The sequence below is a fragment of the Streptomyces sp. NPDC002680 genome (assembly GCF_042889145.1).
Classification (GTDB): Bacteria; Actinomycetota; Actinomycetes; order Streptomycetales; family Streptomycetaceae; genus Streptomyces; species Streptomyces adonidis.
The window spans coordinates 223,039-249,273 of sequence record NZ_JBIAQP010000005.1 but is presented as its reverse complement, the minus strand read 5'-3'; the positions used below and the strand labels follow the sequence as shown (position 1 = coordinate 249,273).

Here is a 26,235-nt window from a genome sequence, read left to right as displayed (position 1 = left end):
CTTGCCGACTGCCGATGACTACGTTGAGGTGAAGAGATGCCGTTGACCCCCGAGGATGTGCGGAACAAGCAGTTCACGACCGTCCGCCTCCGAGAAGGCTATGACGAGGACGAGGTCGATGCCTTCCTCGACGAGGTCGAAGCCGAACTGACCCGCCTGCTCCGCGAGAACGAGGATCTGCGCGCCAAGCTGGCCGCTGCCACGCGCGCCGCCGCGCAGAACCAGCAACAGGGCATGCGCAAGCCTCCGGAACAGGATCAGCAGCAGGGCATGCAGCAACAGGGCATGCCCCAGCAAGGCATGCAGCAGGGAATGCCCCAGCAGGGCATGCGAGGACCGGGCGGCCCGGTGCCCGCCGGCATATCGGGCCCGCCGCAGCAGCAGATGGGCGGCCCCATGGGCGGCCCGCCCCAGCTGCCCAGCGGTGCGCCGCAGTTGCCCCCCGGCCCCGGTGGCCAGGGTGGTCCGCAGGGTCCCGGCCCGATGGGTCAGGGCCCCATGGGTCAGAACCCGATGCAGGGTCAGATGGGTCAGGGCCCCATGGGCCAGGGTCCGATGCAGGGTCAGATGGGCCAGGGCGGCATGCCCGGCCAGATGCAGCAGATGCCCGGTCAGCAGATGCAGGGTCAGATGCAGCAGATGGGCGGCCCGATGGGCGGTCCCATGGGTGGCCCGATGGGCGGCCCCGGTCAGGGTCCCGGTGGCGACAGTGCCGCGCGTGTTCTCTCGCTGGCCCAGCAGACCGCCGACCAGGCGATCGCCGAGGCCCGTTCCGAGGCCAACAAGATCGTCGGCGAGGCCCGCAGCCGCGCCGAGGGCCTGGAGCGCGACGCCCGCGCCAAGGCCGACGCGCTTGAGCGGGACGCGCAGGAGAAGCACCGCGTCGCGATGGGCTCCCTGGAGTCCGCCCGCGCCACGCTGGAGCGCAAGGTCGAGGATCTGCGCGGCTTCGAGCGCGAGTACCGCACCCGTCTGAAGTCCTACCTGGAGTCGCAGCTGCGTCAGCTGGAGACCCAGGCCGACGACTCGCTGGCCCCGCCGCGCACTCCGGCCACGGCATCCCTGCCGCCGTCCCCGGCGCCCTCGATGGCTCCGGCCGGCGCCGGTGCCCAGTCGTACGGCGGCAACCAGGGCATGGGCGGTGGCATGGGTGGTCCCGGCCCGGCCGCTCCGTCCTACGGCGGTCAGCAGCAGATGTCTCCGGCCATGACCCAGCCCATGGCTCCGGTCCGGCCGCAGGGCCCGTCCCCGATGGGTCAGGCTCCCTCGCCGATGCGTGGGTTCCTGATCGACGAGGACGACAACTGACGGCCTTTATTACGCCTTAGGCGTCGGCGGCGTTCAGGGCGGGGCCCCGGATTTTTATCCGGGGCCCCGCCCTTTTGTGTTGTGCTTCGTGGTTCTTTGGCTGCGGGCCCGGTGGGGGCTGGTCGCGCAGTTCCCCGCGCCCCTGAAGGGGCGCTGCACCGGGCCCTCGTACGTGCTGTTACGCCTTGCGCAGGCGGAACGTCAGGGACAGGCCCTCGTCGGTGAAGGGGGCGCCGTACGTGTCGTCCGCCTCGCCTCCTGCGAAGTCCGTTGCCAGGACCTCGTCGGCGATCAGGGGCGAGTGTTCCGTCAGGGCCGCCGTCACCGCCGGGTCCGTGGACGTCCAGCGGAGGGCGATGCGGTCGGCCACGTCGAGGCCGCTGTTCTTGCGGGCCTCCTGGATCAGGCGGATCGCGTCACGGGCGAGGCCCGCCTGGCGCAGCTCCTCCGTGATCTCCAGGTCGAGGGCGACCGTCGCGCCCGAGTCGGACGCCACCGACCAGCCCTCGCGCGGGGTCTCCGTGATGATGACCTCGTCGGGGGCCAGCGTCACCGTCTCGCCGTCCACCTCCACCGACGCCGTGCCCTCGCGCAGGGCCAGGGACAGCGCCGCCGCGTCCGCGTTCGCGACCGCCTTCGCCACGTCCTGGACGCGCTTGCCGAACCGCTTGCCCAGGGCGCGGAAGTTGGCCTTGGCGGTCGTGTCGACCAGGCTGCCGCCCACCTCGGAGAGGGACGCCAGGGAGCTGACGTTCAGCTCCTCCGTGATCTGCGCGTGCAGTTCGCGGTCCAGGGTGTCGAAACCGGTCGCCGCGACCAGCGCGCGGGACAGCGGCTGGCGCGTCTTCACGCCCGACTCCGCGCGCGTGGCCCGGCCCAGCTCCACCAGCCGCCGTACGAGCACCATCTGCTTCGACAGCTCCGGGTCGATCGCGGACAGGTCCGCCTCGGGCCAGGAGGTCAGGTGTACGGATTCGGGGGCGCCCGGGGTCACCGGCACCACCAGGTCCTGCCAGACCCGCTCGGTGATGAACGGGGTCAGCGGGGCCATCAGCTTCGTGACCGTCTCGACGACCTCGTGCAGGGTGCGCAGCGCGGCCTTGTCGCCCTGCCAGAAGCGGCGCCGGGACCGGCGTACGTACCAGTTGGACAGGTCGTCGACGAAGGCCGACAGGAGCTTGCCGGCGCGCTGGGTGTCGTACGACTCCAGGGACTGCGTCACCTGGTCGGTGAGGGCGTGGAGTTCGGACAGGAGCCAGCGGTCGAGGACCGGGCGGTCGGCGGGGGCCGGATCGGCCGCGCTGGGCGCCCAGTTGGACGTACGCGCGTACAGGGCCTGGAAGGCGACCGTGTTCCAGTAGGTGAGGAGCGTCTTGCGGACGACCTCCTGGATGGTGCCGTGGCCGACGCGGCGGGCCGCCCAGGGGGAGCCGCCGGCCGCCATGAACCAGCGGACGGCGTCGGCGCCGTGCCGGTCCATCAGCGGGATCGGGTCCAGGGTGTTGCCCAGGTGCTTGGACATCTTGCGGCCGTCCTCGGCGAGGATGTGGCCGAGGCACACCACGTTCTCGTAGGACGACTTGTCGAAGACCAGGGTGCCGACCGCCATCAGCGTGTAGAACCAGCCGCGGGTCTGGTCGATGGCCTCGCTGATGAACTGCGCCGGGTAGCGGGACTCGAACAGCTCCTTGTTCTTGTACGGGTAGCCCCACTGCGCGAACGGCATCGAACCCGAGTCGTACCAGGCGTCGATGACCTCCGGGACGCGGGTCGCCGTCGTGCCGCAGCCGTCCTGGGGGCACGCGAAGGTGACCTCGTCGATGAACGGACGGTGCGGGTCCAGGGCCGACTGGTCGGTGCCCGTGAGCCCGGTCAGCTCCGCGCGGGAGCCGACGACCGTGAGGTGGTCCTCCTCGCAGCGCCAGATCGGGAGCGGGGTGCCCCAGTAGCGGTTGCGGGAGAGCGCCCAGTCGATGTTGTTGTTCAGCCAGTCGCCGTACCGGCCGTGCTTGACCGTGTCCGGGTACCAGTTGGTCTTCTCGTTCTCCTGGAGGAGACGGTCCTTGACGGCGGTGGTGCGGATGTACCAGGACGGCTGCGCGTAGTAGAGGAGCGCGGTGTGGCAGCGCCAGCAGTGCGGGTAGCTGTGCTCGTACGGGATGTGCTTGAAGAGCAGCCCGCGCGCGTGGAGGTCCTCGGTGAGCTTTTCGTCCGCCTTCTTGAAGAAGACACCGCCCACGAGGGGGACGTCCGCCTCGAAGGTGCCGTCCGGGCGGACCGGGTTCACGACCGGCAGGCCGTACGCGCGGCAGACCTTGAGGTCTTCCTCACCGAAAGCGGGGGACTGGTGGACCAGACCCGTACCGTCCTCGGTCGTCACGTACTCCGCGTTCACCACGTAGTGGGCGGTCTCGTCCTTCGGGAACTCGACCAGCTCGAACGGTCGTTGATAGGACCAGCGCTCCATCTCGGCGCCGGTGAAGGTCCGGCCGGTGGGCTGCCACTCCTCGCCGAGCGCCTTGGTGAGCAGCGGCTCGGCGACGACCAGCTTCTCGTCGCCGTTCGTCGCCACCACGTAGGTGACGTCGGGGTGCGCGGCGACCGCCGTGTTGGAGACCAGCGTCCAGGGCGTCGTCGTCCAGACGACGAGGGCGGCCTCGCCGGCCAGCGGACCGGAGGTGAGCGGGAAACGGACGTACACGGAGGGGTCGACGACCGTCTCGTAGCCCTGCGCCAGCTCGTGGTCCGACAGGCCCGTGCCGCAGCGCGGGCACCAGGGGGCGACGCGGTGGTCCTGGGTGAGCAGGCCCTTGTTGAAGATCTCCTTCAGGGACCACCACACCGACTCGATGTACTCGGGGTCCATCGTGCGGTAGGGGTCCTGGAGGTCGGCCCAGTACCCCATGCGGGTCGTGAGCGCCTCGAAGGCGTCCGTGTGGCGGGTCACCGACTCGCGGCACTTGGCGTTGAACTCGGCGATGCCGTACGCCTCGATGTCCTGCTTGCCGGAGAAGCCCAGCTCCTTCTCGACCGCCAGCTCCACCGGGAGGCCGTGGCAGTCCCAGCCGGCCTTGCGGGCCACGTGGTAGCCGCGCATGGTGCGGAAGCGCGGGAACACGTCCTTGAAGACGCGGGCCTCGATGTGGTGGGCACCGGGCATGCCGTTCGCGGTGGGCGGGCCCTCGTAGAACACCCATTCGGGGCGGCCCTCGGACTGCTCAAGGCTCTTGGCGAAGATCTTCTGCTCGCGCCAGAAGTCGAGCACGGCGTGCTCAAGGGCGGGCAGGTCGACCTGGGCGGGCACCTGGCGGTACGTCGGCGTTGTCATCAGCGAGCTTCCTCCGGCGGACTTTCTGCCTTCCGTCGGAGGGACGAGAGCCGGAATTCTCCGGACGCCGTGTACGGCGTACTCCCGCGGTACCACCCTCCTTGGCTCTCCGGTGCCTGCGTGTGCACCGATGAGCCCCCTCATTGGGGTCGCGATACCGGGTCTACTGGCCTTGGCTGTCCTGCTCGCCTCGCTGCGGCTTTCTTCCGGCGGCTCCGGGGTGATCTTCGCGTCGCGCTCGCCCCCGGGCTTCCACCGTCCCCGGGTCGCTCTGGGCTGCGTACGTCGCTACTCGTCCCCATCCACGCTTCTCGCTCCGCCCAGTGTACGGCGACCCACGGACAGCGGCCGACCGGTTTTCCGAGCCACCCGAATGGCGAGGGTCGGGTGTCCGCATTCCGGGACGCCCGGCTCGGCGGATTACCCGGCGGGGAGCTGGGCACAACGCTTGCAGGCTTGCCCCGCGGGACCGGCGGGGCGGGCGAATCGGGCGGCGTGCCCCGTTGCCGCGGGACTCAAGTCGATTTATCGTCCCAGCACGATTCGCGAGCAAGATCACAATATGTGAAGGGGCCGCGGCCATGGTGGCGAAAAAGACCGCCGTACAGCAGTCGGCGTCCAGCAGATCCACCGGATCCGCGACCGCGGAAGCCTCCGGCAGGGGCAAGGGGGCGGACGTCAAGAAGAGCGTCCGGGGAGGGGCGGCGGAGGGTTCCGCGAGGGGCTCGGCCGAGGGTGCGGCGGGTGCCGCGGGGGTGCAGCGGGTCAGGGGCAAGGAAGCCGTCCCCAAGGAGGCCGCTCCGAAGAAGAGCGCGGTGAAGAAGAGCACCGCGAAGAAGGCGGCGGTCCAGAAGACGGCCGCCAAGAAAACGGTGGCCTCGGAAGCGGCCGCCAAGAAGACAGCGGTCAAGGAGACGGCTGCCACGGAAACGGCGGGTACGAAGGCGGTTGCCACCAAGGCGGTGGCGAAGAAGGCGGCCAAGAAGGCCGTCGCCAAGAAGGCCGTCGGGAAGAAGACCGCCGCCTCCGGAAGCGCCGCGGGCACACGTACCTCCACGAAGAGCACGGCCAACAAGGCGGGCGCGGCCGAGGCCGCGAAGACGACGGGAGCCACGACGGTGGTTGCGAAGAAGACTCCTGGCACGGCCACGGCGGCGAAGAAGCCCAGCGCGGTACCCAAGGCACGGCTCGCCGCGGCGGCGGAGCCCGGCGAACTCGCCGTACGCCCCGGTGAGGACCCATGGACCCCGGAGGAGGTGGCGGAGGCACGCACCGAGCTGCAGTCCGAGGTGCTGCGGCTGCGCGCCGAGATCACCAGGTCCGAGCAGTCGCTCGTGGGTCTCATGCGGGACTCGGGGGACGGCGCGGGCGACGACCAGGCGGACACCGGTACGAAGAACATCACGCGGGAGGGGGAGATGGCCCTGGCGGCCAACGCGCGCGAGATGCTCGTCCAGGACGAGCGGGCCCTGGAGCGGCTGGACGCGGGCACCTACGGCCTGTGCGAGAACTGCGGCAACCCGATCGGCAAAGCGCGTATGCAGGCCTTCCCGCGCGCGACGCTGTGCGTCGAGTGCAAGCAGAAGCAGGAGCGGCGCTACTGACCGTGCTGCCGACCTGTCGTGGAACGCCCAGTGCTCTCCTGTGGCCCTGGAGGCGTGTCGTACCCTCGTCCTCAGTCAGGAACCTAGGTTGAGGGACTCACGTGGCAGAGGCGGAGCGCATCATCGGTACGCCGGACATCCCAGACGCGGCGGGGGCCGAGCCGGAGCACCCCGGTTCCGACGACGCCGGGACGCCGAGCCCGGACGAGCGGCCCCGGGGCAAGCGCCGGATCCTCGTGCTGTTCACGGTCGCCGCGCTGGCGTACGCGCTGGACCTCGTCAGCAAGATGATCGTGGTCGCCAAGCTGGAGCACCACGCGCCGATCGAGATCATCGGGGACTGGCTGAAGTTCGAGGCGATCCGCAACGCGGGCGCCGCCTTCGGCATGGGTGAGGCCTTCACCGTGATCTTCACGGTCATCGCGGCGTCCGTGATCGTCGTGATCGCCCGACTGGCCCGCAAGCTCTACAGCCTGCCCTGGGCGATCGCTCTCGGGCTGCTGCTCGGCGGCGCGCTGGGCAATCTGACCGACCGGATCTTCCGCTCGCCGGGCGTCTTCGAGGGTGCGGTCGTCGACTTCATCGCGCCCAAGCACTTCGCGGTCTTCAACCTGGCCGACTCGGCGATCGTCTGCGGCGGCATCCTGATCGTCCTGCTGTCCTTCAAGGGGCTCGACCCGGACGGCACCGTCCACAAGGACTGAAGAGTCGTAGGACTGTAGTACTGGGCCGGGGTTTATCCACAGGCTCGGTCAGGGGGTGCCGGGCCGGTCCGGCATACTCGACGGGTGAGCACCGTTCCCGAGATCCGCAACCTGCCCGTGCCCGACGGCCTGGAGGGCGAGCGCGTCGACGCCGCCATCTCCCGCATGTTCGGCTTCTCCCGTACGAAGGCGGCCGAGCTGGCCGCCGCGGGGAAGGTCATGGTCGACGGATCGGTGGTCGGGAAGTCCGAGCGGGTGCACGGCGGGGCCTGGCTGGAGGTCGAGATGCCGCAGGCGCCCGCGCCCGTGCAGGTCGTGGCCGAGCCGGTCGAGGGCATGGAGATCGTGCACGACGACGACGACATCGTCGTGATCGTCAAGCCCGTGGGCGTGGCCGCGCACCCGTCGCCCGGCTGGACCGGGACGACCGTCATCGGCGGTCTCGCCGCCGCCGGCTACCGCATCTCCACCTCCGGTGCCGCCGAGCGCCAGGGCATCGTGCACCGGCTCGACGTCGGCACCTCGGGCCTGATGGTGGTGGCCAAGTCGGAGCGCGCGTACACATCGCTCAAGCGCCAGTTCAAGGAGCGCACGGTCGACAAGCGCTACCACACGCTGGTCCAGGGCCACCCCGATCCGATGAGCGGCACGATCGACGCGCCCATCGGCCGGCACCCGAACCACGACTACAAGTGGGCGGTCACGGCCGAGGGCAAGCCGTCCGTCACGCACTACGACCTCATCGAGGCGTTCCGCGCGGCCTCCTTGCTCGACGTGAAACTGGAGACCGGCCGCACCCACCAGATCCGCGTCCACATGGCCGCCCACCGGCACCCCTGCGTCGGCGACCTGACGTACGGGGCGGACCCGACACTCGCCAAGCGGCTCGGCCTGACCCGCCAGTGGCTGCACGCCGTCCGCCTCGGGTTCGAGCACCCCGGGGACGGGACATGGGCCGAATTCGAGAGCACCTACCCGGACGACCTGGCGAACGCCCTGGAGCGGGTCCGCGAGGAGACGTACGCATGAGCCTGCCGGCGGCGTACATCGTGCGTGTCGTCGAGGATCCCGCCGACCGCGAGGCCTGCTTCGCGGTGCGCAAGGAGGTCTTCGTCGCGGAGCAGGGCGTGCCGGAGGACCTGGAGTACGACGAGTTCGACGCCGGTGCGCTGCATGTGCTGGCCGTCCGGGAGGACGGGGTGGCACTCGGTACGGGGCGGTTGCTGTACGGGGAGGCCGCGGCCGGGCGGACCGGGGGCGATCTGTCCGTGGGGTCGCTCGGGCGGCTCGCGGTGCGGAAGGACGCGCGCGGGCTGGGCGTCGGGGTCGCGCTGGTGCGGGGGATCGAGCGGGCGGCTGAGGAGCTGGGGCTCGGCGCTGTGGATCTGCATGCGCAGACCTCGGCGTCGGGGTTCTACGAGCGGCTCGGGTACGCGGGGTACGGGGACGAGTTCTTCGAGGCCGGTATCGCGCATCTGGCGATGCGCCGCTCTCTCTGAGTCTTCCCGCCCCCAGGTACCCGCCCGTGGTTCAGCCTCGGCCGGCCGTACGTGGTGGCTCGTGCGCCCTTCGAGGTGCTCCGTCCTGGGACCGGCGTGCGGCCTCCGTGCCCGGGGGCAGGGACGCGTCCGCCGTGTTGACCCGGGGGAGGGCGTACGGGTGGTGTTCGGTCAGCCAGCGGATCATGCCCTCGCGGACGTGGACCCGGACCTTCCAGACGTCGTCCGCGTCCTTCGCGGTCACCAGCGCGCGTACCTCCATGGTGCTCGGAGTGGCGTCCGTGACACACAGGTCGCAGGCGCGGCCGTCCCAGGCCGGGCACTCGCGCAGCAGGTCGCGGAGCTTCTCGCGCATCGCCTCCATGGGCGCGGTGTGGTCGAGCTGCCAGTAGACGATCCCGGTCATCTGGGCGCCGCCCCGCGACCAGTTCTCGAAGGGCTTCGACGTGAAGTAGGACACCGGCATCGTGATGCGGCGCTCGTCCCAGGTGCGCACGCTCAGGAACGTCAGCGTGATCTCGTCGACCGTGCCCCACTCGCCGTCCACCACGACCGTGTCGCCCAGGCGGACCATGTCGCCGAAGGCGATCTGGAACCCCGCGAACATGTTGGCCAGCGTCGACTGGGCCGCCACACCGGCGACGATGCCCAGGATGCCGGCCGACGCCAGCAGCGAGGCGCCGGCCGCGCGCATCGCCGGGAACGTCAGCAGCATCGCCGCCACCGCCACGACGCCCACGATCGCCGCGACCACCCGCTGGATCAGCGACACCTGGGTGCGGACCCGGCGGACCCGGGCCGGGTCGCGGTGGGCGCGGGCGTACCGCGAGTACGAGGTGTCCACGATCGCCACCGCGATGCGCACGATCAGCCAGGCCGTCGCGCCGATCAGCACCAGCGTCAGGGCCTGGCCGACGGCTTCATGGTGCTCCTGGAGCAGGTCGGCCTGGTTGTACGACCCCCGGAGCAGTGCCGCGCACAGGACGAGCTGGTAGGGCACGCGGGCCTGCCGCAGCAGTCCCCACAGGGGTGTCTCGGTCTGCCGTTCGTCCGCCTTCCGCAGCAAGCGGTCCGTGACCCAGCCGATGAGCAGCGTGAGCACGACCGAGCCACCGAGGACGATCAGCGGGCGCAGTACGTTCTCCATGCCGGAGAACGTAACCGGAGAACGGGGGTCGTGAACATGTGACCTCGGGTGTCCTCACGCACACTGCGAGGCTCGGCTGCTGGGGGCTGTTGTCAGTGGTGGCTGGCACGATGTCCTCATGAACGTCATGCTCTTTCACTCGACCTATGGGCTCCGTCCCGCCGTGTCCGCCGCCGCCGACCGGCTGAGGGCGGCAGGACACGAGGTGTGGACCCCCGACCTCTTCGACGGGCAGACCTTCGAGACCGTCGAGGACGGCAGGGCCTGCAAGGACGCCATAGGCAAGGACGAGCTGCTCAAGCGGGCGATCCTCGCCGCCGCGCCCTACTCGGGGCGGGGTCTGGTGTACGCCGGCTTCTCCTTCGGCGCCGCGACAGCGCAGACACTCGCGCTCGGCGACGAGAAGGCCCGAGGGCTGTTGCTGCTGCACGGCACGTCGGACATCGCCGAGACCGCGTCGGTGGACGAGCTGCCGGTCCAGCTGCACGTGGCCGAGCCGGACGCCTTCGAGCCCGACGACTGGCTGGGCTCCTGGTATCTCCAGATGGGCAAGGCGGGCGCCGACGTGGAGATCTACCGGTACGCCGGGGCCGGTCACCTCTACACCGACCCCGACCTCCCGGACTACGACGAGGAGGCGGCCGAGGCCACCTGGCGGGTGGCGCTCGGCTTCCTCGACAGCCTGTAGGGAGCCTGTAGGGCTGTTCCGCTACAGGGCTACACCGGGTCGTACGTCCGTTCCATCTTCTGCGTGCCGCTGGGCGTGCGGTACGAACGCCACCAGGTCGACGTCGCGTTCGTCTTCGTGCGGTCGGAGAGTACGTAGTAGTCCATCTGCGCGCGGGCGGCGGTGATGTCCAGGACGCCGTAGCCGTGGCGGTCGGTGTCGACCCAGTGGACGTGCCGGTTGGCCGCGCGGATGATCGGCGCGGCGAGCGCGGTGACGGTGCCCTCGGGGACCTTGAGGAGGTCGTCGAGGTTGTCGGAGGTGACCGACGTGACGACGAACTCCGTGGCGGCCGACGGGGACAGCGGGTAGGTGCCGGCGTCCACGGGCACGTCGTTGGCCCAGGCCATGTGGATGTCGCCGGTCAGGAAGACGGTGTTGCGGATCGCGTTGGAGCGCAGGTGGGCGAGGAGTTCACGGCGGTCGTCCGTGTAGCCGTCCCACTGGTCGGTGTTGAGGGCGAGGCCCTCCTTGGGCAGGCCGAGCAGTTCGGCGAGCGGCTTGAGGAGGTCGGCGGTGAGGGAGCCGATGGCGAACGGCGAGATCATCACCGAGTTCCCGACCAGCCGCCAGGTGGTGTCCGATGCCTTCAGTCCCGACTTCAGCCAGTCCAGCTGGGCCCGGCCGGTGATCGTACGCTCCGGGTCGTCGACCGAGCCGTTGCCCACGGCCACCTGCTGCGAGCGGAAGGAGCGCAGGTCGAGGAGGGAGAGGTCGGCGAGCTTGCCGAAGCGGAGGCGGCGGTAGGTGGTGCCCGCGATCGCCGGGCGGACCGGCATCCACTCGAAGTACGCCTGTTTCGCGACGGACTGCCGGGTCGCCCAGGCGCCCTCCGTGCCCTCGGTGTGGTTCTCGGCGCCGCCCGACCAGGCGTCGTTGGCGAACTCGTGGTCGTCCCAGATCGCGACGACGGGAGCTGCCGCGTGCAGGGCTTGCAGGTCGCTGTCCGTCTTGTAACGCCCGTGCCGTACGCGGTAGTCGGCCAGCGTGAGGATCTCGTGTGTGGGGGCGTGCGGGCGTACGACGGTGTCGCGGGTGCCGTACTCGCCTGTGCCGTACTCGTAGATGTAGTCGCCGAGGTGCAGCCAGGCGTCCAGGTCGCCGCGGGCCGCGAGATGGCGGTACGAGGAGAAGTAGCCGGCCTCCCAGTTGGCGCAGGAGACCACGCCGAAGCGGAGGTTGGACACGGCGGCGTCGGCGGCGGGCGCGGTGCGGGTGCGGGCGGCAGGGGAGTCCGTGCCGCCGGCCGAGAAGCGGAACCAGTAGTCCGTGGCGGGAGCGAGGCCACGGATGTCCGCCTTGACCGTGTGGTCGGAGGCGGCCGTCGCGGTGGTCGAGCCCTTGGAGACGACGTTCGTGAACGCCTTGTCGAGGGCGACGGTCCAGCTCACCTCGGTGTCCGGGCCGAGCCCGGAGCCGGGTGTCGCCTCGGCGGTGGGCGTCACCCGCGTCCACAGCAGGACACCGTCGGGCAGCGGATCGCCGGAGGCGACCCCGTGCAGGAAGGCGGGGGTCTCGGCGGCGGCACTGGCGGGCAGCGCGGCGGCCAGCGGACCGGCCAGTACTGCGGTGGCCGCCGCGGCCTTGACGACCGTACGGCGGCGCGGGGCGAGGGAGTTGACCCGGGCGCCCGTGGACTCGGAGGAACTGCTTCGACTCGTCACGGGCGCTGAGATTACTGATCAGTAGGCCAGTAGAGCGGGCGAAATCACTAAAGTTCGCCCGCTCTTCGGCTGATCGTCCACTGGGGCCGGGCGGCGGAGCGTACGGCAGACGCTCCGACCGGACCGGAACCCGCTGTTCAGGCCTTCAGCGCCGCCTCGATCGCCGTGTTGAAGTCGGCGACCGTCATGGGCGCGTTCTCGCTGTTCGGGGCCGTGAGCTTCTTGCCGTCCATCACCAGGCTCGGGGTGCCGTTGACGCCGTCCTTGTTGGTGTTGAACGTCTCGGACATCGCCAGCGCCCAGGCGTCGTACGTGCCGTTCTTGACGGCGGTCTGGAACTTCGTGTTGTTCTTGAGCGCGCTGACCGTGTTCGCCACCTTGATCAGGTAGTCGTCGCTCTTGAACTTGTCGTCGCTCTCGTCGGGGTGGTACTTCGCCGAGTAGAGCGCCGTCTTGTACTCCAGGAACGCCTCCGGGCTCACGTTCAGCGCGGCGCCCATGGCGCTCATCGCGTTCTTGGAGCCCTCGCCGCGGGAGCCGATCTCGATCTTTCCGTTGCTGTCGGTGTCACCGTCGAGGAACGTGCCGCCGATGTACTGGATCTTGAACTTGCCCGCGTCGAAGTCCGCCTTGAGGGTCGAGCCGACCGTCTGCTCGAACTGGGCGCAGATCGGGCAGCGCGGGTCCTCGTACAGCTTGAGGGTCTTCTTGGCGGTGCTCTTGCCGAGGACCACCGTCGTGCCGTTCGTGCCCGTGGTGTTGGCCGGCGCGACGACCTTCGCGTCCTTCGCCTCGTCCCAGTAGCCGGGCTTGTTGCCCTGGACGACCGCGTAGCCGATGCCGCCGGCTATCGCGAGGACGCCGACGACGGCGCCGGCCACGATGAGCTGCCGCCTGACCTTGTCGCGCTTGGCCTGGCGCTCGCGCTCCTGGCGCAGCCGCTCACGGGCCGCGTTCTTGGCGTCCTGGCTGTTCCGCTTGCTCATGCTGATGATCTCCCTGGGGAACGCGTACGCGTCATGGGCGTCGTACGCGGATATGGACGAGGGGACTTGCCGGTGCTCGGTGCCGTCGCTCAGGCGAAGGCGAGCGGACTCGGCGGTCCTCGTCGTCCCAGGGAGTGCGTGAGCAGACGCGCGCGGGGAGTCGCGACGCGCTGCGCCGGTCGCGGCAGGCGGCGTACCGCCGGGGCGGACCGGACGATCACTGCGGCGGCCAGCAGCAGCGGGCGGAAGCCGGCGGCGGTGAGCGCCTCCAGCAGCCGGCCCAGGGCTCGTTCGCCCCGGCGCAGCCAGGCGGCGGCCAGCAGTCCCACGCCGATGTGCGCGGCCAGCAGCAGCCAGGCGGTCGACGGGTCGGCGTGGGCGAGCAGCGCCCCGACCCGGTCGGTGTCGGCCACCCGTGCCAGCGGGGTGCCGACGTTGTCGCCGGCGCACAGCACGTCGAAGCCGACGGAGCGCAGCGGGCCGGTGACCGGGCCGCCCGCCCGGCCGTAACACACCGTCTGACCGGTGGTGAAGACCGTGTCGGCGGCCAGCTCCAGCGGGATCAGCAGGGCCGCGATGCGGCCGAAGCCGCGCTCACGGCCGGCCAGCGCGTACGCGACGACGAAGACGGCGGCGGCGATCACGGCCACCGTCCCCATCGGCAGCGGGACGCGGGACAGCAGCACGTGCGACGCGCTGCTGAGCGTCACGACGAGTGCCGTGAACAGCGCCGCGCGTACGGCTCTGAGCTGGGTCCCGGATATGTCCATAGCGGAGGAAGTGTGTCATGGACTCCCGTAAGAGGCCCCTAAAAGGTCCCTGTGAGCGCGGGCACGGTCCACAGGGGGTCCGGAAGGGGCCTCCGGGAGGTGTCTGTAGGCGTGTCTACAGGCCCGGGATCCGGCCGTTGCGGAACAGGTCCACGAAGATCTGGTGATCGGCACGCGCGCGTGTGCCGTACTCGTGGGCGAAGTCCACCAGGATGTCCGCGAAGCCCGCCTCGTCGGCCGCGATCGCCGCGTCGATGGCCCGCTCCGTGGAGAACGGCACCAGGGACTCGCCGGACTGGTCGTCCGCCGCCGCGTGCATCGTGGCCGTCGCCCGGCCCAGGTCGGCGACCACGGCCGCGATCTCCTCCGGGTCGTCGATGTCGCCCCAGTCCAGATCCACGGCGTACGGCGACACCTCGGCGACCAGCTGACCGCGGCCGTCCAGCTCGGTCCAGCCCAGCCACGGGTCGGCGTGGTCCTGGAGGGCGCGCTGCGAGATCACCGTGCGGTGGCCCTCGTGCTGGAAGTAGCCGCTGATCGCCGGGTCGGTGATGTGCCGGGAGACCGCCGGGGTCTGGGCCTGCTTGATGTAGATCACCACATCGTTCTCCAGGGCGTCCGTGGCACCCTCCAGAAGGATGTTGTACGAGGGCAGCCCGGCCGAACCGATGCCGATGCCGCGCCGGCCGACGACGTCCTTCACCCGGTACGAGTCCGGGCGGGTCAGGGACGACTCCGGCAGGGTCTCCAGGTAGCCGTCGAAGGCGGCCAGCACCTTGTAGCGCGTGGCCGCGTCCAGCTCGATGGAGCCGCCGCCCGGTGCGAAGCGGCGCTCGAAGTCACGGATCTCCGTCATGGAGTCGAGGAGCCCGAAGCGGGTCAGCGAACGGGCGTCGCGCAGCGCGTCGAGCAGCGGCCCCTCGGCGGTGTCCAGGGTGAACGGCGGCACCTCGTCGCTCTTCGCGCCGGTCGCCAGGGCGTGGATCCGCTCGCGGTACGCGCCCGCGTACGTCCGCACGACTTCGCTGATCTGCTCGTCGGAGAGCGCCTTCGCGTACCCGATGAGGGCCAGGGAGGCGGCGAGGCGCTTGAGGTCCCAGGTGAAGGGGCCGACGTACGCCTCGTCGAAGTCGTTGACGTTGAAGATCAGCCGGCCCTGGGAGTCCATGTACGTGCCGAAGTTCTCGGCGTGCAGGTCGCCGTGGATCCACACGCGCGCGGTGCGGTCGTCCAGATACGGACCGCCCCGCTTCTCCTCGTCGAGGTCGTGGTAGAAGAGGCACGCCGTGCCCCGGTAGAACGCGAACGCCGAGGCCGCCATCTTGCGGAACTTCACGCGGAACGCGGCCGGGTCGGCGGCCAGGAGCTGGCCGAACGCGGTGTCGAAGACGGTGAGGATCTCCTCGCCGCGGTGCTCGGCGCTGAGCTGCGGAACCGACATCGCTGGGTGCCTCCTGGTGCAGGTGGTGCATGACGAATGGGGCCGGACGGGCCGCCCGGCGGGCCGGATCACTCCGTGTCCCCTCCAACGTTCGAAGGTACGCCTGAGTGCCCGCGACCCACGCATCAAGGTAGGGGGGAGACCCCTCCCGCTGTCAGTGCCGAGGCATAGACTTCGTCGCTGTCCCCCCAGACTGCCCGCAGCCTGTCGCCGAGTGTTTTCCATGGAGGCCACGCCGTGTCAAAGCCGCCGTTCACGCACCTGCACGTCCACACCCAGTACTCGCTGCTGGACGGTGCCGCGCGGCTCAAGGACATGTTCAACGCGTGCAACGAGATGGGCATGACCCATATCGCCATGTCCGACCACGGCAACCTCCATGGGGCGTACGACTTCTTCCACACCGCCAAGAAGGCGGGGGTCACGCCGATCATCGGCATCGAGGCGTATGTGGCGCCCGAGTCCCGGCGCAACAAGCGGAAGATCCAGTGGGGCCAGCCGCACCAGAAGCGTGACGACGTGTCCGGTTCCGGCGGTTACACCCACAAGACGATCTGGGCGGCCAACTCGACGGGCCTGCACAACCTCTTCCGGCTGTCCTCGGACGCGTACGCGGAGGGCTGGCTGCAGAAGTGGCCGCGTATGGACAAGGAGACCATCTCCCAGTGGTCCGAGGGCCTCATCGCCTCCACGGGCTGCCCCTCCGGCGAGCTGCAGACCCGGCTGCGCCTCGGCCAGTTCGACGAGGCGGTGAAGGCGGCCTCCGAATACCAGGACATCTTCGGCAAGGACCGCTATTTCCTGGAGCTGATGGACCACGGCATCGACATCGAGCACCGGGTCCGCGAGGACCTGCTCCGGGTCGGCAAGAAGCTCGGTATCCCGCCGCTGGTCACCAACGACTCGCACTACACGTACGCGCACGAGTCGGTGGCGCACGACGCGCTGCTGTGCATCCAGACCGGCAAGAACATCTCCGACCCGGACCGCTTCAAGTTCGACGGCACCGGCTACTACCTGAAGTCCACCGACGAGATGTACGCCATCGACCAGTCGGACGCCTGGCAGGAAGGCTGCGCCAACACCCTCCTGGTCGCCGAACAGGTCGACACCGCGGGCATGTTCGAGGCGAAGAACCTCATGCCCAAGTTCGACATCCCGGACGGCTTCACCGAGGTCACCTGGTTCCAGGAAGAAGTCCGGCTCGGCATGAACCGCCGCTTCAACGGCAACGTCCCCGAGGACCGCCAGAAGCAGGCCGAGTACGAGATGGACGTCATCATCCAGATGGGGTTCCCGGGGTACTTCCTCGTCGTCGCCGACTTCATCATGTGGGCCAAGAAGCAGGGCATCGCGGTCGGCCCCGGCCGTGGTTCCGCCGCCGGTTCGATCGTCGCGTACGCCATGGGCATCACCGACCTCGACCCGATCCCGCACGGTCTGATCTTCGAGCGGTTCCTCAACCCCGAGCGCGTCTCCATGCCCGACGTCGACATCGACTTCGACGAGCGTAGGCGCGTCGAGGTCATCAGGTACGTGACGGAGAAGTACGGCGCCGACAAGGTCGCCATGATCGGCACGTACGGCAAGATCAAGGCGAAGAACGCCATCAAGGACTCCGCGCGCGTGCTGGGTTATCCGTACGCGATGGGCGACCGGCTCACCAAGGCCATGCCCGCCGACGTCCTCGGCAAGGGCATCGACCTCAACGGCATCACCGACCCCTCGCACCCGCGCTACAGCGAGGCCGGCGAGATCCGGTCGATGTACGAGAACGAGCCCGACGTGAAGAAGGTCATCGACACCGCCAAGGGCGTCGAGGGCCTGGTCCGGCAGATGGGTGTGCACGCGGCCGGCGTCATCATGTCCAGCGAGCCCATCGTCGACCACGCCCCGATCTGGGTCCGGCACACCGACGGTGTGACCATCACACAGTGGGACTATCCGCAGTGCGAGTCGCTCGGCCTGCTCAAGATGGACTTCCTGGGCCTGCGCAACCTCACGATCATGGACGACGCCGTCAAGATGGTGAAGGCCAACAAGGGGATCGACCTCGACCTGCTGGCCCTCCCGCTCGACGACCCGGCGACCTTCGAACTCCTCCAGCGCGGCGACACCCTCGGCGTCTTCCAGTTCGACGGCGGGCCCATGCGCTCCCTGCTGCGCCTGATGAAGCCCGACAACTTCGAAGACATTTCCGCCGTCTCGGCGCTCTACCGTCCCGGCCCGATGGGCATGGACTCGCACACCAACTACGCCCTGCGCAAGAACAAGCTCCAGGAGATCACCCCGATCCACAAGGAGCTGGAGGAGCCTCTGGAGGAGGTCCTCGCGGTCACCTACGGCCTGATCGTGTACCAGGAGCAGGTGCAGAAGGCCGCCCAGATCATCGCCGGGTACTCCCTCGGCGAGGCCGACATCCTCCGCCGGGTGATGGGCAAGAAGAAGCCCGACGAACTGGCCAAGAACTTCACCATCTTCCAGGCCGGCGCCAAGAAGAACGGCTACAGCGACGAAGCGATCCAGGGCCTGTGGGACGTCCTGGTCCCCTTTGCCGGCTACGCCTTCAACAAGGCGCACTCCGCCGCGTACGGGCTGGTCTCGTACTGGACGGCCTACCTCAAGGCCAACTACCCGGCCGAGTACATGGCCGGACTGCTCACCTCGGTCAAGGACGACAAGGACAAGTCCGCGATCTATCTGAACGAGTGCCGGCGCATGGGCATCAAGGTGCTCCCGCCCAACGTCAACGAGTCGATGTCCAACTTCGCCGCCCAGGGCGACGACGTGATCCTCTTCGGCCTCTCCGCGGTGCGCAACGTCGGTACGAACGTCGTCGAGTCGATCATCAAGTCCCGCAACGCCAAGGGGAAGTACGGTTCCTTCCCCGACTACCTCGACAAGGTCGAGGCGGTCGTCTGCAACAAGCGGACCACGGAATCGCTGATCAAGGCCGGCGCCTTCGACAGCATGGGCCACACCCGCAAGGGCCTCACCGCGCACTTCGAGCCGATGATCGACAACGTGGTCGCGGTGAAGAGGAAAGAGGCCGAGGGCCAGTTCGACCTCTTCGGCGGCATGGGCGACGAGGACACCAGCGAGCCCGGCTTCGGTCTCGACATCGAGTTCACCACCGACGAGTGGGACAAGGCCTATCTGCTCGCCCAGGAGCGGGAGATGCTCGGCCTGTACGTCTCCGACCACCCGCTCTTCGGCCTGGAGCACGTCCTCTCCGACAAGGCCGACGCCGGTATCTCCCAGCTCACCGGAGGTGAGCACGCCGACGGCGCGGTCGTCACCATCGGCGGGATCATCTCCGGGCTCCAGCGCAAGATGACCAAGCAGGGCAACGCCTGGGCCATCGCCACCGTCGAGGATCTCGCCGGTTCCATCGAGTGCATGTTCTTCCCGGCCACCTACCAGCTGGTGTCGACCCAACTCGTCGAGGACGCCGTCGTGTTCGTCAAGGGACGCCTCGACAAGCGCGAGGACGTGCCCCGGCTGGTCGCGATGGAACTCCAGGTCCCCGACCTGTCGAACGCGGGCACCAACGCGCCCGTGATCCTCACCATCCCCGCCCTGAAGGTCACCCCGCCGATGATCAGCAGGCTCGGCGAGATCCTCAGCCACCACAAGGGCGAGAGCGAGGTCCGTATCAGGCTCCAGGGACCGAGCAAGACGACGGTGCTGCGGCTCGACCGGCACCGGGTGAAGCCCGACCCGGCGCTCTTCGGCGACCTGAAGGTGCTGCTCGGGCCGTCCTGCCTGGCCGGTTGATCAACTGACGTGTGCGAGGGGCGCGCCCTTGACGGATGCGCCCCTCGCGGTGCTTGAGCTTCAACAACGGCTCAGTTGTGGCCGAATCGCTTCTGCCGGCCCTTGCGTGCCATATCACCGGGAGTCACCTGGGTGGCGCGCTGCTCGGCCTGCGACTCCATCGAGGAGGACTTCGCCTCTTCGGCACCGCGCTCGGCCTGGGACGCCTGGTGCTGCTGGCGACTCTGCTTCTTGTTCTTGGCCATGGTGATCTGCCTCCTGAGGGGGATCTGGGGACCAGGACCGACTTCAGATTCACATGACCCGACAAAGCGTGCATGTCGGAGAATTACCCTGCGTAATAAGGTCTTGTCGTGCGGTGAGACCCTCGGCCGACGAGGGAAACGCCACGCCGAAGATCGAGTTCGGGCCGTTAACCCCCGCGCGGTCGGGCAGACTCGAAGCAAGCCCGAAGCAAACCTCCCGGAAAGAGGGTGGATCGCGTGGACCGCTGCATCGTCCTGGTGGATGCCGGGTATCTGCTCGGCGCCGCGGCGAGTCTTCTCGCCGGAGAGCCCTCGCGGTCCCGCATCACCGTCGACCACACCGCCCTCATCCAGGGCCTTCGCGAACGCGCCGAGTCGGACACCGAACGGCCGCTGCTGCGCATCTACTGGTTCGACGGCGCCCCCGACCGGGTGCCCCAGCCCGAACACCGCAGGCTGCGCGTGATGCCCCGGGTCACCGTCCGCCTCGGCGCCCTGACCCGCAGCGACGGACGGTGGGCCCAGAAGGGCGTCGACGCCGCCATGCACGCCGAGCTGACCGAGCTGGCCCGCAACCGCGCCTGCTCCGACATCGTCCTCGTCACCGGCGACGGCGATCTGCTGCCGGGCATGATGGCCGCCAAGGAGCACGGCGTCGCCGTACACCTGTGGGCCGTGCAGGCCGCCGACGGCGACTACAACCAGTCGGAGGACCTGGTCGCCGAGGCCGACGAGCGGCGCGTCCTCGACCGTACGTGGATCACCAAGGCCGTACGCGCCAAGGACCTCGGCGGGGTCTGCGCGCCGCCGCCCGCGCCCCGGCCCGAGATCGCCGCGATCCTCTCCGCGCCGCTGCCCGAGTCGGCGCTCGGTCAGGGCGCCGAGCGGGCCGCCGACGAGCAGCAGGAGCACGCGACGGCGCCCGCCGCGCAGAACGGCGCGCAGGAGCGCGTGCCCGCCCCCAAGGGCGTACCGACCCCCAAGGACCTGGCCGCGCTGCGGGCCCCCGGCGCCCAGCCCGCCCAGCAGCCCGCGAACGCGACCCTGCGCTGGTCCTCCGACAAGGGCTGGGTCGACCGGCCGGGCGTGGCCTCCGAGCCCCCCGAGGTCGCCGCCATGCCGACGCTCGCCCAGCTCACCTCCGCCGAGCAGCGCTGGGCGGACCGCGAGGAGGACATCACCACGGTCGGCGGCGATCCGTACGAGGTCGGACAGGTGTTCGCGCGTCGCTGGATGGAACGGCTTCCCGAGCCCGCCAACCTGCAGAAACTGTCCACGATGTACCCCCGCATCCCGCACCGCATCGACGGCGAGCTGCTGCGCTACGCAGCCCGCTTCGGCCTGCTCGCCCACAAGGACGACCAGATCGACGAGCACGACCGGTATGCGATCAGGGCCGGTTTCTGGCGCGAGATCGACGTCCGTACGGCCGCGGAGCACGCGCCCGCCGGGGAGTGAGCCGGGCCCTTGTGACCGGGGGTTGGATTTCTGGCGGAGTCGGGCACCCCGTACTCTCGTCCTTCGTGAGTACGCGCACGGCACACGAAGCCCGACACGGTGACGATGTCGTGTGCGCGGTGCGCGATCTCACGAAGACCTATCGGGCGGTACGCGGCCGGCGCGGTTCCCCCGGAACACCCGAGGTGAAGGCCACCGACGCCGTCGATCTGGACGTCCGGCGCGGTGAGATCTTCGGACTGCTCGGGCCCAACGGCGCCGGCAAGTCGACCCTCGTGCGGCAGATCACCGGCCTGATGCGTCCCGACCGGGGCAGCGTCGAGATCCTGGGCCACAACATCGTGCGCCACCCGGAGCGGGCGGCGCGCATCCTCGCCTACCTCGGCCAGGAGTCCAGCGCCCTCGACGAGCTGACCGTGTCGCTCGCCGTCGAGACCACCGCTCGGCTGCGTGGCCTGGAGGTCCGGCAGGCGCGGGCGGAACGGGACGCCGTCCTGGAGGAACTGGGGCTCACCCCACTGACCGCCCGGCCCATCCGCAAGCTGTCCGGCGGACAGCGGCGGCTCGCCTGCTTCGCCACCGCGCTGGTCGGGGAACGGCCGCTGCTCGTCCTCGACGAGCCGACCACCGGCATGGATCCGGTGGCCCGGCGGGCGGTGTGGTCGGCGGTCGACCGGCGGCGCGCCGAGCGCGGTACGACGGTCCTGCTGGTGACGCACAACGTGATCGAGGCCGAGACGGTTCTCGACCGGGTCGCTGTCCTGGACCGGGGGCGGGTGATCGCCTGCGACACCCCGGCCGGGCTGAAGGAGCAGGTCGCGGGGGAGGTGCGCGTCGATCTCGTCTGGCGGGAGTCGGCGCCCCTGCACGTCCCCGAGGTCGCCGCGCTGCGCGACCGGGCCGTCGAGTCGGGGCGGCGATGGACGCTGCGGCTGGCACCCGAGGAGGCCCGCGCGGCCGTCGCCACCGTCACCGGCGGGGCGGCCTTCACCGCGCTGGACGACTTCACGCTGGCCACACCGAGCCTGGAGGACGTGTATCTGGCGCTCGGGGGGAATGTGACGGGGCTGGTGAAGGCATGAGCGGTGTGAGTGCTGGGGGCTTCCGATCCGTACGTGTATGCGTGCGGATGCGAGAAAGGGCACGGGTGCGGGTGCTGGCGGGGGAGAGGGCGGCTGTCGTGACCGGGACGAAGAGGAGCAGCTCGACGTGAGTGTCGTACCCGCGGAAGCGCTGCCGGGCACAGCCCTGGCCGTGAACGAGGCGCCCGCGCGCCGTGCGACGGCCGAGCTGGGGCCACGTGCCCGGCTGTGGCCCGCGCTGGTCGCGGTGTACCGGGCACAGCTGTCCCGGGCCCGGGTCGCGCGGATTCCGCTGCTCTTCGTGGCGACCTTCCAGTCCATCGGGATCATGATCCTGATGCGCGGGGTCGTCGAGGGGGGCGGGGAGGCCCGGGCCGTGGTGGCCGGGGCGTCCGTGCTGGTGGTCGCCTTTGTCGCGCTGAATCTGCTCGCCCAGTACTTCGGGCAGCTGCGGGCCAGCGGTGGGCTCGACCACTACGCCACACTGCCCGTACCGCCCGCCGCCGTGGTGTTGGGCGCTGCGGGGGCGTACGCCTCCTTCACCGTCCCGGGGACCGTCGTGACGGCGGTGTTCGGGTGTCTGCTGTACGGGCTGCCGCTGGCGCATCTGTGGGTGCTCGCCCTGGTGATCCCGCTCGCGGGGGCCGCGCTCGCCGGGCTCGGTGCCGCCTTCGGGCTGCTCGCGCCGCGGCCGGAACTGGCCACGCTGCTCGGGCAGTTGGGTATGTCGGCGGCGCTGCTGCTGGGGGTGCTGCCGGCGGAGCGGATGCCCGGGGTGGTGCGGTTCGCGCGGGATCTGCTGCCCTCGACGTACGGCGTGGAGGCCTTCGCCCGGACCTTCGGGCCCGACCCCGACTGGGCCTTCGTCTTCGGTGACCTGGCCGTGTGCGCGGGGGTCGGGGTGGTCTCGCTGGCCGTCGCGACCTGGGCGTACCGCCGGGCGGCCGTCCGGTGACGCGCCGCACAGACGGGCCTGGCACGATGTCAGGGTGACCGCACCGCTGACTCCGCCTCCGCCGCCGCACCAAGAGCCCTCGCGTGAACGTGAAGAGGCCTCACGGCCCCAGCAGCCCTTGCAGCAGCAGCCCTCGCTCCAGCAGGCCCCGGACGGCCGGTCCTGGCAGGACTGGCCTGCGCCGGCCGGGTCCTCGGGGGGCGGGTTCGGAGCGGCGTACGGACAGGACGGCCCCGGGATGAAGACGGAACTGCGGGAAGCCGCTGTCGTCACGGTCGTGGTGGCGCTCGGTGGGGTGCTGCTCGGGCTGCTGTGGTGGTGGCTGGCGCCGAGTGTGCCGCTGGTCGGGGACATCGTCGAGAACCGCTGGGTCGTGTACGTCAAGGACAGCGAGGGCGAACAGGCGATCGGGGTCGACGGAACGTTCACTCTGCTGGCGTTGGCGCTCGGGGCGGTGAGTGCGCTGGGGGTGTTTCTCTTTCGGCGGCGTGGGGGTGTGCCGCTGGTGGTCGGGCTGACCGTCGGGGGGTTGCTCGGGTCGGTGCTGGCTTGGCGGCTGGGGGTGTGGCTCGGGCCCGCCCAGGATGTGATCGCCGCGGCGAAGTCCGCGGGCAAGGGGGTTACGTTCTCGGCGCCGTTGAAGTTGGGGGCGAAGGGGGCGTTGCTGGCGTGGTCCGTGGCGGCGCTGGTGGTGCATCTGGGGTTGACGGCGTTGTTCGGGCCCCGGGATGCGGAGGAGGGCGTGGCGCCGCCGGTTCAGGGGTGAGTTTCCTCGCCCCCGCCGCCCCTACCCGTCCCATCCCTGGGGGCTGCGCCCCCAGACCCCCCTTGTCGCGCTGAACGCGCTCGTCCTCAAACGCCGGACGGGCTGGGTAGTCAGCCCCTCCGGCGTTTGAGGAGCGGGGGTTCGGGGGCAGCGCCCCCGAGGATGGGACGGGTAGGGGCGGCGGGGGCGAGGAAAAGGCCCGTGCCTATGCCGGGCGGTGGCCGTGGTTTGAGCGGCCCTTCTTTGTGCGCCACTTGCGTTTGCGTGTTTTCTTCGACATGTCCATCCTGCTTAGTCCGGCAGGGGGCCTTCGTCGAGGGGTTACGCGCGGGCGATCGGGGCTCGTACCGCCTGGGTGAGGGTGGTGAGGTCGTTGGGGGAGAGTTCTACCTCCAGGCCACGGCGGCCCGCCGAGACGCAGATCGTGTCGTGGGCGTCGGCCGAGATGTCCAGGACCGTCCGGAGTTTTTTGCGCTGGCCCAGGGGGGAGATGCCGCCCCGGACGTAGCCCGTCGTGCGTTCCGCCAGGGTGGGGTCGGCCATTGATGCTCGTTTGCCCGACACCGCCGTTGCCAGTGCTTTCAGGTCCAGCTGGCCGGCCACCGGGACCACCGCGACCGTCAGTACCCCGTCCACGTCCGCCACCAGCGTCTTGAAGACGCGCTCAGGCGACACCCCCATCGCCTCGGCGGCCTCCTCGCCGTACGAGGGATGCGCGGGGTCGTGCTCGTACGCGTGCACCTTGTACGGGACGCCCGCCGCTGTCAGCGCCACCGTCGCCGGTGTGCCGCCCGACTGCTGTTTCGGCTTCTTCGCCATCGCTGGGTCCTGCTCTCCCTCAGTTGAGGCTCGTCGGGCCGCGTGTCAGTTCCGACGCCGGGAGTGACGGGAGGTTGCGGATGATCGCCGTCTCCGTGCGCAGGAGCGTCAGTTCCTCGCGGAGGCGGGACGCCGTGTCCGGAGCCTGGAGCAGGCGCTGCTTGGACGGGGTGTCCAGCATCATCGCCGCCGCCACCAGGTACGACACCACCGCCGGTTCGTCGGGGAGTTCGGCGCCCGTCGACAGGGAGCGTTCCCGCGCGCCCGCCAGGCGCTTCTGGTACTGGCGGAAGGCCCTCAGGACGCCCTCTGCCAGCGCGCCCGCCTCGTCGCCGGGGGATTCCTCCAGCTCCTCCAGTTCCGCCGTCAGGAACGCGCCCGACGCGTCCACCGACACCAGCCGGACCCGGGTCGTGCCGGTGGCCAGGACCTCGAAGGTGCCGTCCGGGCGTTCCCTGATCGTCGCCGCGTCGGCCACGCAGCCCACGGAGTGGAACGCCTTGAGCGGGTCGTCGCCGAAGCCCGCCGCGGGCCCTCGGTCGGGCACCGCCGTCCGGTCGGGCATGCCCTGCGCGCTCGGTGCCACCTCGTGGCCGTCCCGGATCGTCACGACGGCGAACCGGCGCGGTTCGTCCTCGGGGGTCTTCAGGAGTTCGCGCATCATGGCGCGATAACGCTCCTCGAAGATGTTCAGCGGGAGGACGAGTCCCGGGAACAGTACCGAGTTGAGCGGGAAGAGTGGCAGCCGGACGGTGGTCACGACGGGAAAGCCTAATGGTCGCCGGAGTGTGCGCGTCCGCCGTGCTCACTCCGTGGATGACCGGCACAGGCCGCACAGCGGGCGGCGGGCGCGTTCCGGCGGATCTCGTCGCGTGCTTCGAGGAACCTGCCGAGGGGGTCGTCCGAGAACCGGTCCCAGGGGAACGAGGTGGCGTACGGGCCGGTCAGACGCAGTTGGAGCAGCGCTTCCTGCCAGCGGTCGAGGCCGATCAGGACGTATGTCAGCAGGTTGCGGAGTTCGGCCGGGCGGGGGTCGGCCGCCGGGAGCGTCGCCGACAGAGCGATCGCCGTGTCCGCCGCCGCGTCCAGGCGGGCCCGGTCCACCACCGTCCTGCCGTCGCTTTCGGTCAGATATGCGAAGGCCGCGCGCAGGGGCAGGGCCCGGACGAGCGCGCCGGGCGGGGCGTCCTGCGCGGCCCACTCGGCGAAGTCGAGGCACTCGCGGTGCGAGCCGCGCCCGCCCGGGGACCGGAAGGGGCCCGTGGACAGGTACTGGAGCGCCGCCACATGGCAGCCGTAGTGGTGCGGGGAGCGGCGTACGGCCTCGCCCCAGAGCCGTTCGAACTCGTCGTGGCCCGCGTCGCTGCCCCGGGCCCGGTCCAGCGCGATGCGCCAGGGCACCGGGTCGCGCGGGTCGCCCGCCGTGGCCGCGGCGACCAACGGGCCGGTCTGGTGGAGGAGTTCGGCCCGGGCCGGGGACTCCCAGGCGTGGCCCACCGCCAGTTCGGCCGCGACCAGCAGCGCGTCCGGGTCGTCGGGGGCGGCGGCGCGCCAGGACGTGAACCACTCGGCGCGGAAGTGCGCGAACGCTGCCAGCCGGACCACGTACCGGTCGCGGTTCTCCCAGTCGGCCGTGGCGCGGGTGGCGGCCAGCAGCTCGGCCGCCGGGCCGTACTCGCCCCGGCCCGCCGCGACCAGCGCGGGGCCGAGCCGGGCGTCGGGCGCGTCGAGCAGTGCCTCGTCGTCGGCGGGCAGTCCGGCGGTGGCGAGGCGTGGAGACGGCGGAGTGTTCCGTTCCGTCCTGGTGGCACGGAGGAACGCACGCAGCGAAGCCATGGTGTCGCCCATTGAAAGGCGCAGGTCGGGGCCGCGCCAGCCCAAATGCGCAACTGTTTTTAGTTGTACGGCCGAGGGTCAAGGAATGGCAAAAGATGAACCGGGCTCATTTTCTGTTC

21 protein-coding genes are annotated in these 26,235 nt (G+C 70.2%); 11 read left to right on the top strand and 10 right to left on the bottom strand.

Annotated features, from left to right (window positions below; genetic code table 11):
• The first annotated feature begins 36 nt into the window (after nucleotides 1-36).
• Nucleotides 37-1,308: a DivIVA domain-containing protein gene (locus ACFYXF_RS15855; protein ID WP_389350138.1), complete on the top strand. Its 1,272-nt coding sequence runs from the start codon at nucleotides 37-39 to the stop codon at nucleotides 1,306-1,308.
• 178 nt (nucleotides 1,309-1,486) lie between these two features.
• On the opposite strand, the gene ileS is transcribed toward ACFYXF_RS15855, so the two are convergent.
• The gene (gene ileS, locus ACFYXF_RS15850) at nucleotides 1,487-4,636 is read right to left on the bottom strand and encodes an isoleucine--tRNA ligase (RefSeq protein ID WP_389350137.1); all 3,150 of its coding nucleotides are present in this window, start codon (nucleotides 4,634-4,636) and stop codon (nucleotides 1,487-1,489) included.
• 581 nt (nucleotides 4,637-5,217) lie between these two features.
• On the opposite strand from ileS, the gene ACFYXF_RS15845 reads away from it, so the two are divergent.
• The 4 genes from ACFYXF_RS15845 (at nucleotide 5,218) to ACFYXF_RS15830 (ending at nucleotide 8,443) form a co-directional block, all read left to right on the top strand.
• Entirely contained in the window at nucleotides 5,218-6,240 is a 1,023-nt protein-coding gene (locus ACFYXF_RS15845) for a TraR/DksA C4-type zinc finger protein (protein WP_389350136.1), read from the top strand.
• A gap of 101 nt (nucleotides 6,241-6,341) precedes the next feature.
• Nucleotides 6,342-6,944 (top strand): signal peptidase II, encoded by a 603-nt coding sequence (gene lspA, locus ACFYXF_RS15840; protein WP_389350135.1) that lies wholly within the window; start codon nucleotides 6,342-6,344, stop codon nucleotides 6,942-6,944.
• 84 nt (nucleotides 6,945-7,028) lie between these two features.
• Entirely contained in the window at nucleotides 7,029-7,973 is a 945-nt protein-coding gene (locus tag ACFYXF_RS15835) for an RluA family pseudouridine synthase (protein WP_389350134.1), read from the top strand.
• A complete protein-coding gene (locus ACFYXF_RS15830) occupies nucleotides 7,970-8,443 on the top strand; it encodes a GNAT family N-acetyltransferase (RefSeq protein ID WP_389350133.1) in 474 nt (157 codons plus the stop codon). The genes ACFYXF_RS15835 and ACFYXF_RS15830 overlap by 4 nt, the downstream gene beginning before the upstream one ends.
• A 31-nt stretch (nucleotides 8,444-8,474) precedes the next feature.
• Here ACFYXF_RS15830 and ACFYXF_RS15825 read toward each other — a convergent pair whose 3' ends face one another.
• On the bottom strand, nucleotides 8,475-9,590 hold the full coding sequence (locus ACFYXF_RS15825; RefSeq protein WP_389350132.1) for a mechanosensitive ion channel family protein: 1,116 nt from the start codon (nucleotides 9,588-9,590) through the stop codon (nucleotides 8,475-8,477).
• A 118-nt stretch (nucleotides 9,591-9,708) separates the two neighbouring features.
• Between ACFYXF_RS15825 and ACFYXF_RS15820 the strand changes: the two genes are divergently transcribed.
• A complete protein-coding gene (locus tag ACFYXF_RS15820; protein ID WP_389350131.1) occupies nucleotides 9,709-10,278 on the top strand; it encodes a dienelactone hydrolase family protein in 570 nt (189 codons plus the stop codon).
• A gap of 29 nt (nucleotides 10,279-10,307) precedes the next feature.
• On the opposite strand, the gene ACFYXF_RS15815 is transcribed toward ACFYXF_RS15820, so the two are convergent.
• From ACFYXF_RS15815 to ACFYXF_RS15800, 4 genes are all read right to left on the bottom strand, one after another.
• Nucleotides 10,308-11,981, bottom strand: a complete 1,674-nt coding sequence (locus ACFYXF_RS15815) for an alkaline phosphatase D family protein (protein ID WP_389350130.1) — start codon at nucleotides 11,979-11,981, stop codon at nucleotides 10,308-10,310.
• Between the two features lie 137 nt (nucleotides 11,982-12,118).
• Nucleotides 12,119-12,967, bottom strand: a complete 849-nt coding sequence (locus tag ACFYXF_RS15810) for a thioredoxin domain-containing protein (protein ID WP_389350129.1) — start codon at nucleotides 12,965-12,967, stop codon at nucleotides 12,119-12,121.
• 89 nt (nucleotides 12,968-13,056) lie between these two features.
• Nucleotides 13,057-13,737 (bottom strand): hypothetical protein, encoded by a 681-nt coding sequence (locus tag ACFYXF_RS15805; protein ID WP_389350128.1) that lies wholly within the window; start codon nucleotides 13,735-13,737, stop codon nucleotides 13,057-13,059.
• 115 nt (nucleotides 13,738-13,852) lie between these two features.
• Complete coding sequence (locus ACFYXF_RS15800; protein ID WP_389350127.1) at nucleotides 13,853-15,178, bottom strand: DUF2252 domain-containing protein; 1,326 nt, start codon at nucleotides 15,176-15,178, stop codon at nucleotides 13,853-13,855.
• A 237-nt stretch (nucleotides 15,179-15,415) separates the two neighbouring features.
• Between ACFYXF_RS15800 and dnaE the strand changes: the two genes are divergently transcribed.
• Complete coding sequence (gene dnaE / locus ACFYXF_RS15795) at nucleotides 15,416-18,955, top strand: DNA polymerase III subunit alpha (RefSeq protein WP_389350126.1); 3,540 nt, start codon at nucleotides 15,416-15,418, stop codon at nucleotides 18,953-18,955.
• A 71-nt stretch (nucleotides 18,956-19,026) separates the two neighbouring features.
• Here the strand turns inward: dnaE and ACFYXF_RS15790 are convergent, their stop codons facing one another.
• The gene (locus tag ACFYXF_RS15790) at nucleotides 19,027-19,200 is read right to left on the bottom strand and encodes a hypothetical protein (RefSeq protein WP_369035085.1); all 174 of its coding nucleotides are present in this window, start codon (nucleotides 19,198-19,200) and stop codon (nucleotides 19,027-19,029) included.
• Nucleotides 19,201-19,437: 237 nt separating this feature from the next.
• On the opposite strand from ACFYXF_RS15790, the gene ACFYXF_RS15785 reads away from it, so the two are divergent.
• The 4 genes from ACFYXF_RS15785 (at nucleotide 19,438) to ACFYXF_RS15770 (ending at nucleotide 23,461) form a co-directional block, all read left to right on the top strand.
• Complete coding sequence (locus ACFYXF_RS15785) at nucleotides 19,438-20,658, top strand: NYN domain-containing protein (RefSeq protein WP_389350125.1); 1,221 nt, start codon at nucleotides 19,438-19,440, stop codon at nucleotides 20,656-20,658.
• A gap of 110 nt (nucleotides 20,659-20,768) precedes the next feature.
• Nucleotides 20,769-21,740 (top strand): ABC transporter ATP-binding protein, encoded by a 972-nt coding sequence (locus ACFYXF_RS15780; RefSeq protein ID WP_389350361.1) that lies wholly within the window; start codon nucleotides 20,769-20,771, stop codon nucleotides 21,738-21,740.
• A gap of 127 nt (nucleotides 21,741-21,867) precedes the next feature.
• A complete protein-coding gene (locus ACFYXF_RS15775) occupies nucleotides 21,868-22,695 on the top strand; it encodes an ABC transporter permease (RefSeq protein ID WP_389350124.1) in 828 nt (275 codons plus the stop codon).
• Between the two features lie 34 nt (nucleotides 22,696-22,729).
• Complete coding sequence (locus tag ACFYXF_RS15770; RefSeq protein WP_389350123.1) at nucleotides 22,730-23,461, top strand: hypothetical protein; 732 nt, start codon at nucleotides 22,730-22,732, stop codon at nucleotides 23,459-23,461.
• 321 nt (nucleotides 23,462-23,782) lie between these two features.
• On the opposite strand, the gene ybaK is transcribed toward ACFYXF_RS15770, so the two are convergent.
• Genes ybaK through ACFYXF_RS15755 form a run of 3 tightly spaced genes read right to left on the bottom strand, consistent with a single transcriptional unit; the run spans nucleotide 23,783 to nucleotide 26,128 of the window.
• Nucleotides 23,783-24,280, bottom strand: a complete 498-nt coding sequence (ybaK, locus tag ACFYXF_RS15765) for a Cys-tRNA(Pro) deacylase (protein WP_389350122.1) — start codon at nucleotides 24,278-24,280, stop codon at nucleotides 23,783-23,785.
• Between the two features lie 19 nt (nucleotides 24,281-24,299).
• A complete protein-coding gene (locus ACFYXF_RS15760; protein ID WP_389350121.1) occupies nucleotides 24,300-25,040 on the bottom strand; it encodes an LON peptidase substrate-binding domain-containing protein in 741 nt (246 codons plus the stop codon).
• Nucleotides 25,041-25,051: 11 nt separating this feature from the next.
• Nucleotides 25,052-26,128 (bottom strand): hypothetical protein, encoded by a 1,077-nt coding sequence (locus ACFYXF_RS15755; RefSeq protein WP_389350120.1) that lies wholly within the window; start codon nucleotides 26,126-26,128, stop codon nucleotides 25,052-25,054.
• Nucleotides 26,129-26,235: the final 107 nt, after the last annotated feature.